This window comes from Ruegeria denitrificans (assembly GCF_001458295.1).
Classification (GTDB): Bacteria; Pseudomonadota; Alphaproteobacteria; order Rhodobacterales; family Rhodobacteraceae; genus Ruegeria; species Ruegeria denitrificans.
In genome coordinates, this window is record NZ_CYUD01000008.1 from 13,148 (window position 1) to 28,359 (window position 15,212).

General features: G+C 56.5%; 15 protein-coding genes. 6 read left to right on the forward strand and 9 right to left on the reverse strand.

What is annotated here, in order from left to right:
• Positions 1–13 precede the first annotated feature (13 nt).
• The 4 genes from RUE5091_RS12885 to RUE5091_RS12900 all read right to left on the reverse strand — a co-directional run bounded on the left by RUE5091_RS12885 (position 14) and on the right by RUE5091_RS12900 (position 3,155).
• A complete protein-coding gene (locus RUE5091_RS12885) occupies positions 14–1,420 on the reverse strand; it encodes a type II and III secretion system protein family protein (protein WP_058282549.1) in 1,407 nt (468 codons plus the stop codon).
• Positions 1,421–1,611: 191 nt separating this feature from the next.
• Complete coding sequence (gene cpaB, locus RUE5091_RS12890; RefSeq protein ID WP_058282343.1) at positions 1,612–2,487, reverse strand: Flp pilus assembly protein CpaB; 876 nt, start codon at positions 2,485–2,487, stop codon at positions 1,612–1,614.
• Between the two features lie 151 nt (positions 2,488–2,638).
• Positions 2,639–2,851, reverse strand: coding sequence for a hypothetical protein (locus RUE5091_RS12895; RefSeq protein WP_058282344.1), 213 nt, complete (start codon positions 2,849–2,851; stop codon positions 2,639–2,641).
• An 88-nt stretch (positions 2,852–2,939) separates the two neighbouring features.
• Entirely contained in the window at positions 2,940–3,155 is a 216-nt protein-coding gene (locus RUE5091_RS12900; protein ID WP_058282345.1) for a Flp family type IVb pilin, read from the reverse strand.
• Positions 3,156–3,507: 352 nt separating this feature from the next.
• Between RUE5091_RS12900 and RUE5091_RS12905 the strand changes: the two genes are divergently transcribed.
• Positions 3,508–4,374, forward strand: a complete 867-nt coding sequence (locus RUE5091_RS12905; RefSeq protein WP_058282346.1) for a lytic transglycosylase domain-containing protein — start codon at positions 3,508–3,510, stop codon at positions 4,372–4,374.
• 42 nt (positions 4,375–4,416) lie between these two features.
• Here RUE5091_RS12905 and RUE5091_RS12910 read toward each other — a convergent pair whose 3' ends face one another.
• The 5 genes from RUE5091_RS12910 to tldD form a co-directional block, all read right to left on the reverse strand.
• Positions 4,417–5,043, reverse strand: a complete 627-nt coding sequence (locus RUE5091_RS12910) for a CoA transferase subunit B (protein ID WP_058282347.1) — start codon at positions 5,041–5,043, stop codon at positions 4,417–4,419.
• Positions 5,043–5,747 carry a CoA transferase subunit A gene (locus tag RUE5091_RS12915; protein ID WP_058282348.1) on the reverse strand — a complete coding sequence of 235 codons (705 nt, stop codon included), beginning with the start codon at positions 5,745–5,747 and terminating at the stop codon, positions 5,043–5,045. Before RUE5091_RS12915 ends, RUE5091_RS12910 begins: the two co-directional genes overlap by 1 nt.
• 101 nt (positions 5,748–5,848) lie before the next feature.
• Positions 5,849–8,467 (reverse strand): type I DNA topoisomerase, encoded by a 2,619-nt coding sequence (gene topA, locus RUE5091_RS12920; protein ID WP_058282349.1) that lies wholly within the window; start codon positions 8,465–8,467, stop codon positions 5,849–5,851.
• A gap of 153 nt (positions 8,468–8,620) precedes the next feature.
• The gene (dprA, locus tag RUE5091_RS12925; protein ID WP_058282350.1) at positions 8,621–9,748 is read right to left on the reverse strand and encodes a DNA-processing protein DprA; all 1,128 of its coding nucleotides are present in this window, start codon (positions 9,746–9,748) and stop codon (positions 8,621–8,623) included.
• Positions 9,749–9,976: 228 nt separating this feature from the next.
• A complete protein-coding gene (gene tldD, locus RUE5091_RS12930; RefSeq protein WP_058282351.1) occupies positions 9,977–11,398 on the reverse strand; it encodes a metalloprotease TldD in 1,422 nt (473 codons plus the stop codon).
• Positions 11,399–11,574: 176 nt separating this feature from the next.
• On the opposite strand from tldD, the gene coxB reads away from it, so the two are divergent.
• The 5 genes from coxB (at position 11,575) to RUE5091_RS12950 (ending at position 15,090) form a co-directional block, all read left to right on the forward strand.
• Entirely contained in the window at positions 11,575–12,486 is a 912-nt protein-coding gene (gene coxB, locus RUE5091_RS12935; RefSeq protein ID WP_058282550.1) for a cytochrome c oxidase subunit II, read from the forward strand.
• Between the two features lie 76 nt (positions 12,487–12,562).
• Positions 12,563–13,519 carry a heme o synthase gene (cyoE, locus tag RUE5091_RS12940; protein WP_058282352.1) on the forward strand — a complete coding sequence of 319 codons (957 nt, stop codon included), beginning with the start codon at positions 12,563–12,565 and terminating at the stop codon, positions 13,517–13,519.
• A complete protein-coding gene (locus tag RUE5091_RS23300) occupies positions 13,516–13,677 on the forward strand; it encodes a cytochrome c oxidase system small membrane protein (RefSeq protein WP_165590781.1) in 162 nt (53 codons plus the stop codon). The genes cyoE and RUE5091_RS23300 overlap by 4 nt, the downstream gene beginning before the upstream one ends.
• On the forward strand, positions 13,677–14,252 hold the full coding sequence (locus RUE5091_RS12945) for a cytochrome c oxidase assembly protein (RefSeq protein ID WP_058282353.1): 576 nt from the start codon (positions 13,677–13,679) through the stop codon (positions 14,250–14,252). Before RUE5091_RS23300 ends, RUE5091_RS12945 begins: the two co-directional genes overlap by 1 nt.
• Before the next feature lie 22 nt (positions 14,253–14,274).
• Positions 14,275–15,090, forward strand: coding sequence for a cytochrome c oxidase subunit 3 (locus RUE5091_RS12950; protein WP_058282354.1), 816 nt, complete (start codon positions 14,275–14,277; stop codon positions 15,088–15,090).
• The last annotated feature ends 122 nt before the right edge of the window (positions 15,091–15,212 follow it).

The following is a 15,212-nucleotide window of genomic DNA, read 5'->3' on the forward strand; positions in this document are numbered from 1 at the left end:
TCCTATCCTCCTATCAATCCAGCACGTAGCCGTAAGAGCTGCCAAAGTCCTGTCTGGCGACTTCGGACGCACCACCGGCACCTGGACGTGCGATGCGTGCAGTCTTGCCGTTTACGAACAGATCAAATTCGCTGGGCGGTTTGACGCGATCTGTCGGCAATGCAAGTGCTTCGCCGCGAGTCGGCGACACAAGATGCGCCGTGACGATGATGACCAGTTCACTTTGCTGGCGCTGATACTGCGCACTACGGAACAGCGAACCCAGAACCGGCACATCGCCGAGCCATGGAATCTGACTGTTCAGGTCGGTGAAATCGTCCTGAATTAGGCCCGCGATCGCAAAACTTTCACCATCCCGCAATTCAACCGTCGTTTTAGTTGTGCGCGAGATAAATGTTGGGACCGATGTACCAGCAATCGAGAAGTCAGAATTCGGATCAATGCTGGAGACGGATGTACCCATCTCTAGGTTGATCAGATCGCCGTCAACAACACGTGGCGTGAACAGAACCTGTACACCAAAGGCCCGATATTCGATGGCGATGTTTCCATCGTCAGCAGGCACCGGGATTGGAACCTCGCCACCAGCCAGGAATTCAGCCTCCTGACCCGACAGGGCAGACAGGTTGGGTTCCGCAAGACTGCGGGCAAGCCCTTTGTTTTCAAGTGCTTCCAGCAGCAGGCGAACCTGAGTGGAGCCGGCGCCGAAGCCGAACAGAATCGCACCGTTGTTGGTTTGCAGGAACGGAATGTTTCCGTTCAAAGCGTTGGTCAATGCACCTTGGGTGTTCAGACCATTGAAACCACCGGTCACATCTGTGCCCGAGAAACCAAGCGAGGCTGTCAGGCTTTTCGCCACCGAACGATTCATCTCGGCAAAGCGGACTTTCAGCATCACTTGCTGCACGCCACCAACCGACATCAGATTCGAAACACGCTCGGGTGCGTAACGTTCGGCCAGTTCCAGTGCCCGTGATAGTTTTGCGCTGCTGGAAACCGTACCGGAAAGCACGATACCATCATTGGCGGTGCGTACCTCGATCGGTTCGCCCGGCAAAATCTGAACCAAACGCTCTTTAAACTCGGACACATCCGGAGATACGCGAACCCGAACGTTTGCCAGCAGGTTACCCGCGCCGTCAAACAGGGTCAGTGTAGTCAGGCCAGGGGCCTTACCCAACACATATATAGTGCGATCTGAAAGTGACGAGATGTCAGCAATGCCGGCATTGGCGATGCTGAGCTCGGCGAATGGTTCTTCGCTTTCAACTACAATTGCGCGGTTCATCGGGACATCCAGCGTTTCCGCTGTGCCGTTCTTTACCACACGTAAAGTTTCAGCCCAGGCCGTATGGCCGACCGGACCAACTATAAGCGCCAACCCAAGCAGGGTTGCGCCGATCCAAGTACGTATTGTCATGTGACCTGCCTCTCCGATCACGCCTCGTTTTTGGGTCTATGCCCTATGCTGAATAACACTGCGCGAATTACGAATTTATTGCAATAATCAAGGGTTTCTGGAATTTTCCTTATGTGGACAATGCGCAACATGCAAAATGAAACAAGCCGCGCAGTTGGCGCGGCTTGTATCGGTAAATCTCTGATTTAACGTCAGTTTGTGCAAGGAATTTCGGTTTGCACAATCTCCCCGCTACGACGGACTTTCGTGTAGCATTTGCGTTCCTGGACCTGAACCGGGGCAGGTGCCGCTTCTTTGATTCCCAACAGTTTTCTCTGATCCACTTCGACTGCACTTGCAATTGTGTCGTCTTGCACTCCGACCAGGGCTAGTGACAAACGACCAGTGTTCTGCGCTTGTGCCAAAGCCGCGATTTGCTCTGGGGTTGCTGCCACAGTGACTGTGCGTGCAATTGTTGTGCCTGTCAGGTCCGATCCGGCTGACTGGTCAATCGCGACCAACTCGATGTTGGTCTGAATCAGGCGTGTGATTTCACTGCCACCGCCTTCAAGGTTTCTACTGACGGTTCCCGTCCAATAGACATCCACACTGTCCCCGGGGCGTAGAAAACCAGAAACGCCTGACGCGACATCAACGCTGATAGCAAAAGCGCGTTTGCCTTTTGCGATGCGAGAGGTCAGACCAGCCGCCTCACCAGGATTAGTGAGTTTGACGACCATAAGTGCTTCGTCTTTTTCCATCGCTCTGAGGACGAATCGGTCTCCTTTTGCGTCTTCAGGAAACAAGACAGCCATATCGACGAAAGTGCCTTCGGGAATTGCCTCATCGGGCCAGTTGACGACGCGAACGTCTTCTTTGGCCAGGCGTTCCCCGTATTTCATGGCTCGGTTGGAAACAAGAACGCCAGTAGTTCCTTCTAAGGCGGCATTCTCTAGCGCTTGCTGTGCGGCAAGGCGTTCTCGGGCAAGTTGCGCCTGATGCTGTGCGATGTAATCGCGCGCCAAATAGACGGCACCTCCGGCCAAAGCCAACCCGGCTATCAGGACAAGTCCAAATACTGCACGCATTTACGTCCCCTCGTATTGTTCTATTTTGGTTTTTCGTCATAGCATTACGACGAAGTCCATTCCCTTGTAATTTTGAATTGTGTCGAAAACGGGGACAATCTCGATAAAATTCGTGATTGTGACGCCACATTCAGCCCACGCTGACCCCAGATCAGGGATCGGTCGTTGAGAAATCTGTTTGAATGCTCTGCACTTCAACGTTGGCTACCGCAGCACCATTCTTTGCATCCAAGGATTTAACGGGTTCTGCCATGTAGAGCCCGATGAAAGTGCCAAAACCAACCAGTGCCGCTGTTAATACGACCCAATCAATCGTAACGGCCCCGTCTTCGTGTTCCGTGAATTTTGCCAGTTTTTTCAGCATAGGAGCACCAATATTGACTAGGTCAAAAAAAATGGGGCCAAACCTAAATAGCATGGCCCCACCATAAAGATTTTCAGCAGTGCCGCTATTAGCCGCCGCTTGTCGACGAGAAGTCGGTTGTGATGTCTTGAACTGTGGTGCCCGAGATCTCGGTGCCAATGCGCTCGGACAGACCGCCGGTACCCTGACCGATCGATGTGTAAGCAACTGCGGCAAGGCCAACGATAGCTGCGGTCAGAACGACCCAGTCAACTGTTACGGCGCCGTCTTCGTCTTTGCGGAAGTTCTTGATGAACTTGATCATGTTACGTCCCTCCTAAAGGATCAAAAGTCAAATAAACCTCGGGGTCTATCAGAGCTTTCTCTCTCAGTCCGCTCCCGACCGTCTCGGTATGGCACTATGATTGCCTGTCAGGCGTGGCAGGAATTGGGCTAAACATCATTTTTTTTTGTTCTGGCTTAACTTTTTGGTGGTTTTTTGCGTAACTAATTGAAAATTAATGAATAAAAATTTGCTCCCACCAAAAGGGTTCTGTGTTGTCGATGCAAAATTGCGCCAAATGAGGCGAAATTGCCCCATTTCGTCGTGTTTCTCTGGCTTTACAAAGGGATTCGAGGTTCAAATCCCCTAAAAGAAAAAGCATGAGGCAGGCAAAATGAAACTCCGGGACGCAATGATCTGCGCCGGCGCGTTGGCGTTGATGAATTCAGGGCCATTGCCTGCCATAGCCAACGAGGTTGAACCCAGAGGGGTATACAAGAGAGTTAAAGCTCCCAAGCCGGGCACACGGCCCAAGGTGACCGTTCAGATATCGCCCGAGGAACATGCGTCTGCGCCATTCGCGCCCAGCACAGGAACCGAGATCCCCATCCCCGAGATCATAAAGCGTACTGCGGTCGTTCCCCCCGCTGCGCCGGGCAGTGGATCGCAAAACAAGCCGGTTGGCTCGCACAAAGCTTTCTGGGAAAAAATCTCACCTGCTTTGGCCGAGGCTGGCGCCTGGCGCTTGGATGCGGCCATAAATGCATTGGCTGCGACTAATGTGGCCTCACCGCGGTTGCAAACCCTTCAAAACATCGCGCAGCAGCAAGGGATCGAGATCCTGCGTTCGACCGTGGGAACTAAGGTCTCACCTGCACTGGTGCTGGCCGTGATTTCGGTTGAATCGGCAGGTCGCGCGGATGCGGTCAGTTCAGCCGGAGCGCAGGGCTTGATGCAACTGATGCCAGCGACAGCCAAACGATTTGGCGTCAAAGACAGCTTTCAACCCTCGCAGAACATTTCGGGTGGCGTGAAATATCTGAACTGGTTGATGGAGGAATTCGGAAATGATCCGATTCTGGTGTTGGCTGGATATAACGCGGGAGAAGGCTCAGTGCGCAAACACAACGGCGTACCGCCATATGCGGAAACACGAGATTATGTACCCAAGGTCCTTGCGGCCTTTCAGATCGCCAAGGCTTTGTGTTCGACACCACCCCAGCTGATCTCGGATGGCTGTGTGTTCCAGACCTTGAATTGAAAAAGGCCCACCAGTTCTGGCGGGCCTTCTCGATCTTGCGGATCAGTTTACGATCTTGGCCTCGGTAGCGGCACGAATTTCGTCCTCAGTCACGCCTTCAGCGATTTCGACGATCTTCAGGCCACCGTCGACCACATCCAGAACCCCCAGATTGGTGATGATGCGGTTCACCACTTTCTTGCCGGTCAGAGGCAGAGTGCATTTCTGCAGCAGCTTGGACTTGCCATGCTTGTTGGTGTGATCCATCACAACAATCACACGGCCAACACCGGCCACCAAGTCCATCGCGCCGCCCATACCTTTGACCAGAACGCCGGGGATCATCCAGTTGGCCAGATCACCCTCTTCATCGACCTCCATCGCGCCCAGAACGGCAGCAGCGATCTTGCCACCCCGGATCATGCCAAAGGATGTGGCGCTGTCGAAGTAGGACGTGCGGGACAGTTCGGTGATCGTCTGCTTACCTGCGTTGATCAGGTCCGGGTCTTCTTCGCCCTCGAACGGGAAGGGGCCCATGCCCAGCATACCGTTCTCGGATTGCAGAGTAATGTCCTTGTCCCCCACATAGTTCGCCACCAGCGTCGGAATTCCGATACCGAGGTTCACATACATGCCGTCTTCAAGCTCTTGCGCCGCGCGGGCGGCCATCTGATTGCGGTCCCAGGGCATTATGCTTCCTCCTTCTTACGGGTGGTGCGTTGTTCGATGCGCTTTTCGTGATCGCCTTGAATGATGCGGTGCACATAGATTCCGGGCAGGTGAATCTGATCGGGGTCTAGTGAGCCGCGCGGCACAATCTCTTCCACCTCGGCCACGCAGATCTTGCCACAGGTCGCAGCGGGGACATTGAAGTTACGGGCGGTCTTGCGGAAGATCAGGTTGCCGGTGTCGTCGGCCTTCCATGCCTTGACGATGGCCAGATCGGCAAAGATGCCTTCTTCCATGATGTAGGTTTCGCCGTTGAAGTCTTTATGCTCTTTGCCGTCGGCGATCACGGTGCCCACGCCGGTTTTGGTATAGAAACCGGGGATACCCGCACCACCGGCGCGCATACGTTCGGCCAGTGTGCCCTGCGGGTTGAACTCCAGCTCAAGCTCACCAGCCAGGTACTGACGCATGAATTCCGCGTTTTCACCGACATATGAGCTGATCATTTTCTTGACCTGCTTGGTCTGCAGCAGGATGCCAATGCCAAAATCATCGACGCCCGCATTGTTCGAGGCAAACGTCAGATCTTGAGCGCCCGAATCTTTGATTGCTTCCAACAGCAGTTCAGGAATGCCGCACAGGCCGAACCCGCCTGCGGCAATCAGCATGCCATCCGTCAGCACCCCATCAAGTGCTTCGGTGGCATTGGCATAGATTTTCTTCATGGAAAACTCCCCCAATGACATGGTGATGGGCAGGTTGTGCCGTCACGTCACGGGGAAGTCAACGAATCCAAGGGGGTGGTGGTATTTCTACCTAACCGCCCCTAGGTGGCCGCCTTCTTGGTGGTTTTCTTGGCGGCTGCTTTTTTCTTGGGTGCAGCCTTTTTCTTGGTGCCTTTTTTGGCGGCCCGTTCATTGACCAGTTCGATGGCCATTTCCTGCGTCACATCCTCGGGCTTGATATCCTTTGGGATGGTGGCGTTGACCTTTTCCCATTTCACATATGGCCCATAGCGTCCGTCGAGAACCTGCATTGCGCCGCCATCGGGGTGTTCGCCCAGCTCTTTGAGGGGTTTGGCTGCGGCGCTACGTCCACGCCCCGGATTGGCGCGTTTTTCGGCCAGCATTTCAACCGCGCGGTTCATGCCGATCTCGAACACATCATTGGGGTCCTTGAGGTTGGCATAGACGGGCTTTGCTTCTTCGGGCAGTTGGTGCATCAGATAAGGTCCGAACCGTCCGAAATTCGAGCTGATCATACCGCCCTCGGGGTGTTCGCCAATCTGGCGGGGCAGGGACAGCAGCGTCAGTGCCTTGTCCAGATCCATATCATCTTTGCTCCACCCGCGGGGCAGAGACGCGCGCGGCGGCTTTTTATTCTCAGGCGTCGGTTCACCACGTTGAACATAAGGTCCAAAGCGGCCGGATTTCAGCCAGATCTCATCGCCTGCATCCTCGCCCAGCAAACGCTCATCCCCCTCGGCCCCTTCGCCCGCGATGGGGCGGGTATAGGTGCATTCAGGGTAGTTGCCGCAGCCCACAAACCCACCGGTGCGCGAGGTTTTCAGGTGCAGCTGCCCCACGCCGCATTTCGGGCAGACGCGGGGGTCCGAGCCATCCTCGCGCGGAGGATACAGTTGCGGGGCAAGCGCCTCGTCCAATTTGTCCAGCACTTCGGATATGCGCAGTTCTGATGTCTCACCAATGGCGGTCGAGAAATCGCGCCAGAACTTGCTCAGCAACTCTTTATAGTCGCGACCACCGGCGCTGACGTCATCCAGTTGCTCTTCCAGATTGGCGGTGAACTCGTATCCCACATATTGGCGGAAGAAGTTCAGCAGAAAGATCGTTACAATCCGGCCTTTTTCTTCGGGGATCAGACGGTTCTTGTCCTTGCGTACATATTCCCTGTCCTGAATCGTGGTTACGATCGAGGCATAGGTCGAAGGGCGCCCGATCCCCAGCTCTTCCATCCGCTTGACCAAGGTGGCTTCGGTATAGCGCGGCGGCGGTTGGGTGTGGTGTTGTAGGGCCAGAACAGATTCGTTGTCGGACAGGATAGCGGCCTTGTCCTCTGACTTGGCAAATTGATCTTTCAGCGAGCTATTGGCGAACGATGCCGGATCACCCTGCATGATCTGCGGCAGGCGCTTTTCGTCATCATCGGCCACATCATCGCGGCCCTCTTCATAGACGCGCATGAACCCGTCAAACAGCACTACCTGACCGGTGGCGCGCAGGCCGACCTGACCATCGGCACTGCCGATTTCGACCGTTGTCCGCTCAAGTCGCGCGGCCGCCATCTGACAGGCGATGGTGCGCTTCCAGATCAGGTCATACAGTTTGCGCTGATCCTCATCGGTGACTTTCAATGCCTTGGCATCGCGCGACATATCGGTAGGGCGGATACATTCATGCGCTTCCTGCGCATTCTTGGCTTTGTTCTTATAGATACGCGGGCTGTCGGGTACGTATTCCGCGCCGTAACGGTCGGCAATCGCATCGCGGGTGGCGGCCACAGCTTCGGGCGCCATGTCGATGCCATCGGTACGCATGTAAGTTATGTAGCCAGCCTCATACAGTCGCTGGGCCACCTGCATGGCGTGACGAGCGCCCATGCCGAACTTGCGGCTTGCTTCTTGCTGCAGGGTTGAGGTCATAAAGGGCGCACTGGGGTTGCGCGCGGCGGGTTTGGCTTCGACCGAGGTGACGCTGAGCGCGCGGCTGGTGATCGCCTGAACCGCCAGTTCCGCCTGCGTGGCATTGGACAGATCGTGCTTGTCCAGTTTTTTGCCGGCCAGGGTGATCAGGCGAGCCTCATATGTTTGCCCGCGCGGTGTTTCGAATAGCGCCCGAACCGACCAGTATTCTACCGGTTTGAACGCCTCGATCTCCATCTCGCGCTCGACGATCAGGCGCAGGCAGACCGATTGCACGCGACCAGCCGACTTCGCACCCGGCAGTTTGCGCCACAGGACTGGAGACAGATTGAACCCCACCAGATAGTCCAGCGCGCGGCGGGCCAGATACGCCTCGACCAGCGGCATGTCGACCTCACGGGGGTTCTGCATCGCCTCGGTCACCGCGTCCTTGGTGATGGCGTTGAAAGTCACGCGGCTGACGGGCGTATCCTTCTTGATCGAGCGGCGCTTGGTCAGCGCTTCCTGCAAGTGCCAGCTGATTGCCTCGCCCTCGCGATCGGGGTCAGTGGCAAGGATTAGGGCGTTGTCTTCCTTCAGTGCGTCGGCGATGGCTTTGACATGTTTTCGGCTGTCGTTGCCGACCTCCCATTTCATCTCAAATTCATGCTCGGGGTCGACGGAGCCGTCCTTTGGCGGCAGGTCGCGCACATGGCCGTATGACGCCAGAACCGTGTAGTCGGGGCCAAGATATTTATTGATTGTTTTGGCCTTGGCGGGGGATTCTACAACAACTACAGGCATTTAAGGGGAGACCTCGCTCGACGGTTTGGGCGCCTTCTATGATGGTGCAAGATGTGTAGGGCAAGAGCGAATTGTCAATGCGTTCCTTTCATTCCTGAAATTTAGCGGCGTTTTCAGCGCGATAGCCTGAGAATTTTTCATCGAACGCGAAATTTAGGCTGACAGAGACAGCAACCCGCCGGGCTGTCGTTGGATACGCCCGTCCAATTCCAGATCGATCAGCACCGGGCCTATCTCGCCCGCTGTGACAGAGATGTCGCGGATCAGCTGGTCTTCGGCGATGGGCGAGGGTCCGAGCCGGGCCAGAATTTCGTGATGTAGTGTGGCGCCAGACGTGGCGAGTGGGGGCGTTACCTCGGGCATTGGGGTCTCGAACAATTCTGTCTGTTGCTTTGGCAACGCCTCGATCACGTCTTCGGCTGATCGTACCAAAGTCGCCCCGTCGCGGATCAGCAGGTTACACCCGGCCGCGCGCGCATCGAAAGGATGGCCAGGTACGGCCAGAACCTCGCGCCCTTGATCTAACGCGTCGCGCGCGGTGATCAGGCTGCCAGATTTGGCTGCTGCTTCGACCACGACAACTGCCTGCGCCAGGCCCGAGATGATCCGATTGCGGCGGGGGAAGTGTCGGGCTTGCGGTGTCACGCCCATAGGCTGCTCGGACAGGCGCAGGCCGGATCGGGCGATATCCCTTGCCAGATCAGTGTTTTCGGCGGGGTAGATGACATCCACGCCCCCAGCCATGACCGCCACCGTGCCCGTGTCCAGCGCCGCCATATGCGCCGAAGTATCAATTCCGCGCGCCAGACCTGAGACCACTACATATCCTTGTTTTCCAAGGTCGGTGGCCAGACCGCGCGCCATACGCGCGCCCAGCGACGAGCAATTGCGCGCCCCGACCATCGCAATCGACGGCCTGTGCAACACAGACACATCGCCAATGGCCCACAGCACAGGCGGGGCATCGTTCAGATCGTTCAGTGAGTTGGGAAAGTCGGCGGACTCAAGGCACAAAAGCTGGGCATTTGCAGCTTTTGCGGCCTTGAGTTCCGCCTCAATCACGCCGGGTGGACACGTTTCATACCCTTCAATTCCGGCAGCGCGTGCTATTTCAGGCAGCGCGGCGAGCGCGTTCTGCGCCGAGCCATGTTCGCGAAGCAGTCGACGAAATGTCGCCGGACCAACCTTGCGCGAGCGCAACAGACGAAGCCAGGAAAACCGATCCTCTTCCGTGGTGGGTGGGAGTGTGGGGTGATAGGAAGAATGCTGCTCTTCAGTCATCCGATGCTCCGCCTGATTGCAAAACTGGTTTACGACTGAGGGAGTTAACAGCTTGTGAATCCCGTCAAATTATTCGGATAATTTTCCTGAATTGATAAGATGTATCGCCTAACCAATAGATAATAAAAAAGAAAATAAAATGCCTACCTGAGGGTGATTCTCAGACAGGCATCAAAATGGGTTGATCGTCCAAACGCGGGGTTAACCTTGTCCGTGACCGATTCTGTGTCAGGCGGCCGATCCGCCGACGGTCAGACCGTCCATCAGAACAGTTGGCTGGCCGACGCCCACCGGCACCCACTGGCCGTCCTTGCCGCAGGTGCCCATGCCCGGATCAAGTGCCATGTCATTACCCAACCCCCGAATGCGGTTCAGGGCGGATGGCCCGTCACCGATCAGGGTTGCGCCTTTGACCGGGGTACCAATCTTGCCGTTCTCAACGCGGTATGCCTCGGTGCAGGAAAACACGAACTTGCCGTTTGTGATATCCACCTGCCCACCGCCAAAACCCACGGCCCAGATACCGTCCTTGATATCTGCGACAAGCGAGGCCGGATCGGCATCGCCGCCCAGCATGACCGTATTGGTCATACGTGGCATAGGCTTGTGTGCATAGCTCTGCCGTCGCCCATTACCGGTAGGCTTCACATTCATCAGACGCGCATTCTGACGGTCCTGCATATAACCGGTCAGAACCCCATCCTCGATCAGCACTGTCCGAGAGCTGGGCGTGCCTTCGTCATCTACGGTGATCGATCCGCGTCGGTCGGCAATGGTGCCATCGTCCACGACAGTCACGCCTTTTGACGCGATCTGCTGTCCCATCAGGCCCGCGAAGGCCGAGCTGCCCTTGCGGTTAAAGTCGCCTTCCAGCCCGTGCCCGATGGCCTCATGCAGCAAGATACCGGGCCAGCCGGGGCCGAGGGCCACCTCCATCACGCCCGCCGGGGCAGGGATGGCGTCCAGGTTGACCAATGCAATCCGCAGCGCCTCGCGCGCTTTGTCCTGCCAGTCTGTCGGGTCGATTAGGCCGTCCAGACCAACGCGCCCGCCACCCCCGGCCGAGCCGCTTTCGCGGCGACCGTTCTGTTCGACAATGACCGAGATATTCAGGCGGGTCATTGGACGCACATCGCGCACCAGAACCCCGTCGGGGCGCAAGATCTCGACCTCTTGCACAGCGGCAGCGATCGTGGCGCTGACTTGTATGACGCGAGGGTCGAGGTCGCGGGAAAAGGCGTCGATTTCGCGCAGGGTTTCAATTTTTACCGGGAAACTTGCCGATTCGATCGGGTCTTCGTCCGTATAAAGCCGCGTGTTTGTGGCGCGCGGTGCCTCGGCCAAGGTGCCGCCGCCGTCGCCAACAGCCAGACGCGCGGTTTCAGCGGCGCGTTTCAATGCCGGGATCGAGACATCGGTGGAATGTGCATAACCTGCCACTTCACCTTGCACCGCTCGCAGGCCGAACCCCTCAGAAGCATCATAGGATGCCGTCTTCAGGCGCCCGTCATCAAAGACCAGTGACTCGGATTTCCGCCGCTCGACAAACAGCTCTCCGTCCTCGGCCCCTGCGGTGGCGGATTGCAAAACCGCAAGCGCTTCGTCCTGCGGAAGAACGCTTTCAAACGGGCGAAACGGGTCGTTGGGCATCACTTGGGACCTTTCGAGTTTGATCCAGATCAAAAATAGCGTCTGTTTGACGCAAGCATTTTGCTTTATCTACCCGTCGGAATATGGTTTTTAACGCGGCCAAAGACAACGGGAGAGGTGCGACTGATTCACACCTTTTCGCCAGAGAAGCTAAGATCAGACGATCAGGACAGAAAATGAAGAATGCTTTGATGCTTTCCGGGCTGATGACAGCCCTCTCCAGCCTTCCCGCCATGGCTCAGGAGCTTGAGATTATTGGCAAGCCGGTTGCCGGCGGTGTAAATTTCCAGCCTGCAGCCACAGATCTGGCCGTGGGGATTCACAAACTGGATGCGATGATTCTGGTGATCATTACCGTCATCTGTCTGCTGGTCGCGGGTCTGCTGGTCTACTGCATCGTGCGTTACAACCAGCGCGTAAACCCGACGCCAGCGCGATTCTCGCACTATACCCCGGTTGAAATCGCATGGACCCTTGGACCGATTCTTATTCTGGTCTTTATTGGCGCGTTCTCACTGCCGGTTCTGTTCAAGCAACAGGAAATTCCAGAAGGTGATGTGGTTATCAAAGTGGTGGGCAACCAGTGGTACTGGACCTACGAATATGTTGATCACGATTTTGCGTTCGACAGCTATCTGCTGGGCCATCCGGCTACTCTGGACGAAGGTGCCCGCCCAGCGGATGCCGACGTAACCCCGTTTGTTCTGGATGACGCAATGCGCGCCAAATTGGCCGATTCCGGTTACAGCGATGACGAATGGCTGCTGGCCACTGATACTGCTGTCGTCGTGCCCGTTGGTAAGATCATTGTGATGCAAGTGACCGCATCGGACGTGATCCACTCGTGGACCATCCCGTCTTTCGGCGTGAAACAGGACGGTGTGCCGGGGCGTCTGGCCGAGCTTTGGTTCCAGGCTGACAAGGAAGGCGTCTACTTTGGTCAGTGTTCGGAACTGTGCGGCAAGGACCACGCCTATATGCCAATCACCGTCAAAGTGGTTAGCGAAGAGGCATACGAGCAATGGCTGCAGGGCGCGATTGACGAATATGCAGGTCTGCCAGCGACCTATCAGGTTGCCTCGAATTGATCCGGGCTTTGGCCGGATAATTACATGATGCAGGCTGCGCGGTGATCGCGCAGCTTTCGCCCCAAAAGGACCCGATATGAGCGACGCAAGCTTCAATGCCAGCACCGTGACCGCGCAGACCCGCGCGGACGAGGCCAGCTTTGGCGATTATTTCGCCCTGCTGAAGCCGCGTGTGATGTCGCTGGTGGTGTTTACGGCGCTGGTCGGTCTGCTGGCGGCACCCGTGCCCGTGCATCCCGTTGTCGGCTTTTGCGCTATCCTGTTCGTTGCCATCGGCGGCGGTGCCTCGGGCGCGCTGAACATGTGGTGGGATGCAGATATCGACAAAGTGATGAAGCGCACCAAGGGTCGCCCGATCCCATCTGGCAAAGTACAAGCGGGCGAGGCCATGGCCATTGGGCTGGCGCTGTCTGGCCTGTCGGTGATCATGCTGGGGCTGGCGACCAACTGGTTCGCCGGAGCTTTCCTGGGCTTCACCATCTTCTTCTATGTCGTTGTCTACACGATGTGGCTGAAGCGTTCGACGCCGCAGAACATCGTTATCGGCGGTGCGGCAGGAGCCTTCCCACCGGTTATCGGTTGGGTCGCGGCCACGGGGTCGATGACGCTTGAGCCGTGGCTGATGTTCGCCCTGACCTTCATGTGGACTCCGCCCCATTTCTGGGCGTTGGCGTTATTTATGCGCTCGGACTATGACGATGCGGGTGTGCCGATGCTGACCGTGACCCACGGTCGCCGCGCGACGCGCTGGCATATTCTTGTCTACACCGTACTGCTGGCTTTGCTGGCGGTTGGCACGTCTTTCTCGGGCATTGGTGGCCCGATCTACCTGACCGTTGCTGTTGTGATGAATGCCTTATTCCTGCGCGGAGCGTGGCAGATATCGCACCGCACTGAGGATGATTCAGAGGCAGATAACTTCAAGGTCGAGCGCTCTTTCTTTAAGCTGTCGCTGCTCTACCTATTCCTGCACTTCGGTGCGATTTTGGCTGAGGCGTTGTTGAAACCCTATGGATTGGGAGGTTGGTCATGAGCCTGCGCAAAAGCCATGAGCTGCATCAGCGCCGCTTTAGCCGTAATCTTGGGGTCGGCCTGACCCTGGCCGCCTTCATCGTGATCATTTTTGGACTGACGATCGTCAAGGTCTCGGGCACAAGCCTGGGTCAACCTGTGCAAGAGGTACAGAACTGATGGCTTTGTCTGGCCCGCAAAAAACGGTGATGCAGACACTTGGTGTGGTCGTGTTCATGGGTGGCATGGCGTGGGCAGCGGTACCGTTTTACGACTGGTTCTGCCGTGTAACCGGGTTTGGTGGCACCCCCGGTGTGGCCGAGCAAGTTTCGGAAGAAATCCTGGACCGCGTCGTAACGGTTCGCTTTGACGCCTCAAAAGCCAAGGACATGCCATGGGACTTCAAGCCGGTCGAGCGCGAGATGGACGTGCGTATCGGTGAGACCGGATTGGCCTTTTATGAGGCTTACAACCCAACCGATCGCCCGATTGCCGGGCAGGCGTCTTACAACGTTGCGCCTTATTCGGCTGGTGGGTATTTCCAAAAAATTGCCTGTTTCTGCTTTGACGAACAGGTGCTGCAACCCGGTGAACGAGTGCAGATGCCGGTAACCTTCTTCGTCGACCCAGAAATCGTCGAGGACCTGGAAGCCAAGTATGTGCATACGATTACTCTGTCGTATACATTCTACGAAATTGACCTGCCCGAGGGCTACGCCGCCCTCGACGTGCAGGCAGACACAAACAAGAACTAACGCCTGTAGGTGAGGGACGCTGATGGCACACGCTAAAAACCATGATTATCACATTCTGGCCCCGTCGATCTGGCCACTGATCGGCGCGATTGGCGGCTTTGTGATGCTGTTCGGAGCCGTCCTTTGGATGCACGGTATTACACCGTTTGTGTTCTGGGCTGGCCTTGTGGCCGTGCTGTACACCATGTTCGCCTGGTGGTCCGAAGTTGTGGCCGAGAGCCGTGCGGGTGACCACACACCGGTTGTGCGCATCGGTCTGCGTTACGGTTTCATCTTGTTCGTGATGTCCGAGGTGATGTTCTTCTTTGCTTGGTTCTGGTCGTTCTTCAAACATCGCATGTACCCGATGTACGACTATGCCGGCACGGAATACATCCAGCCGGATATCCATGCGGTTGACCCGTTTCACCTGCCGCTGATCAACACGCTGGTTCTGCTTCTGTCAGGCTGTGCGATCACCTGGGCGCACCATGCGCTGGTGCATGACAATGACCGCAAGGCGCTGATCAACGGCCTGGCTATCGGTATCGTCCTGGGTATTGCGTTTACTGCCCTGCAGGGTTTCGAATATTATGAATTGCTGGCCCATGAAGGCTGGAAATTCGGTGACGACCAATTCTATTCGAACTTCTTCATGGCCACAGGCTTTCACGGTTTCCACGTGATTATCGGGACCATCTTCCTGTCGGTCTGTTTGATCCGGGCACTACGCGGTGACTTCACCCCCGAAAAGCATGTCGGATTTGAAGCGGCGGCTTGGTACTGGCACTTCGTCGATGTAGTCTGGCTGTTCCTGTTCTTCGCTGTCTACATCTGGGGTCAGGCCCCGCTTATGTAACGCCGATCAGGCAATTAGATTGCAAAAGCCGCCCGCGGGGGCGGCTTTTTCTCTATCCGGGGCGCAAGATTGCGCCCCATACAATTGCGTGGTTGCAATTGTGCCTGTGCAGCCCTTAACAA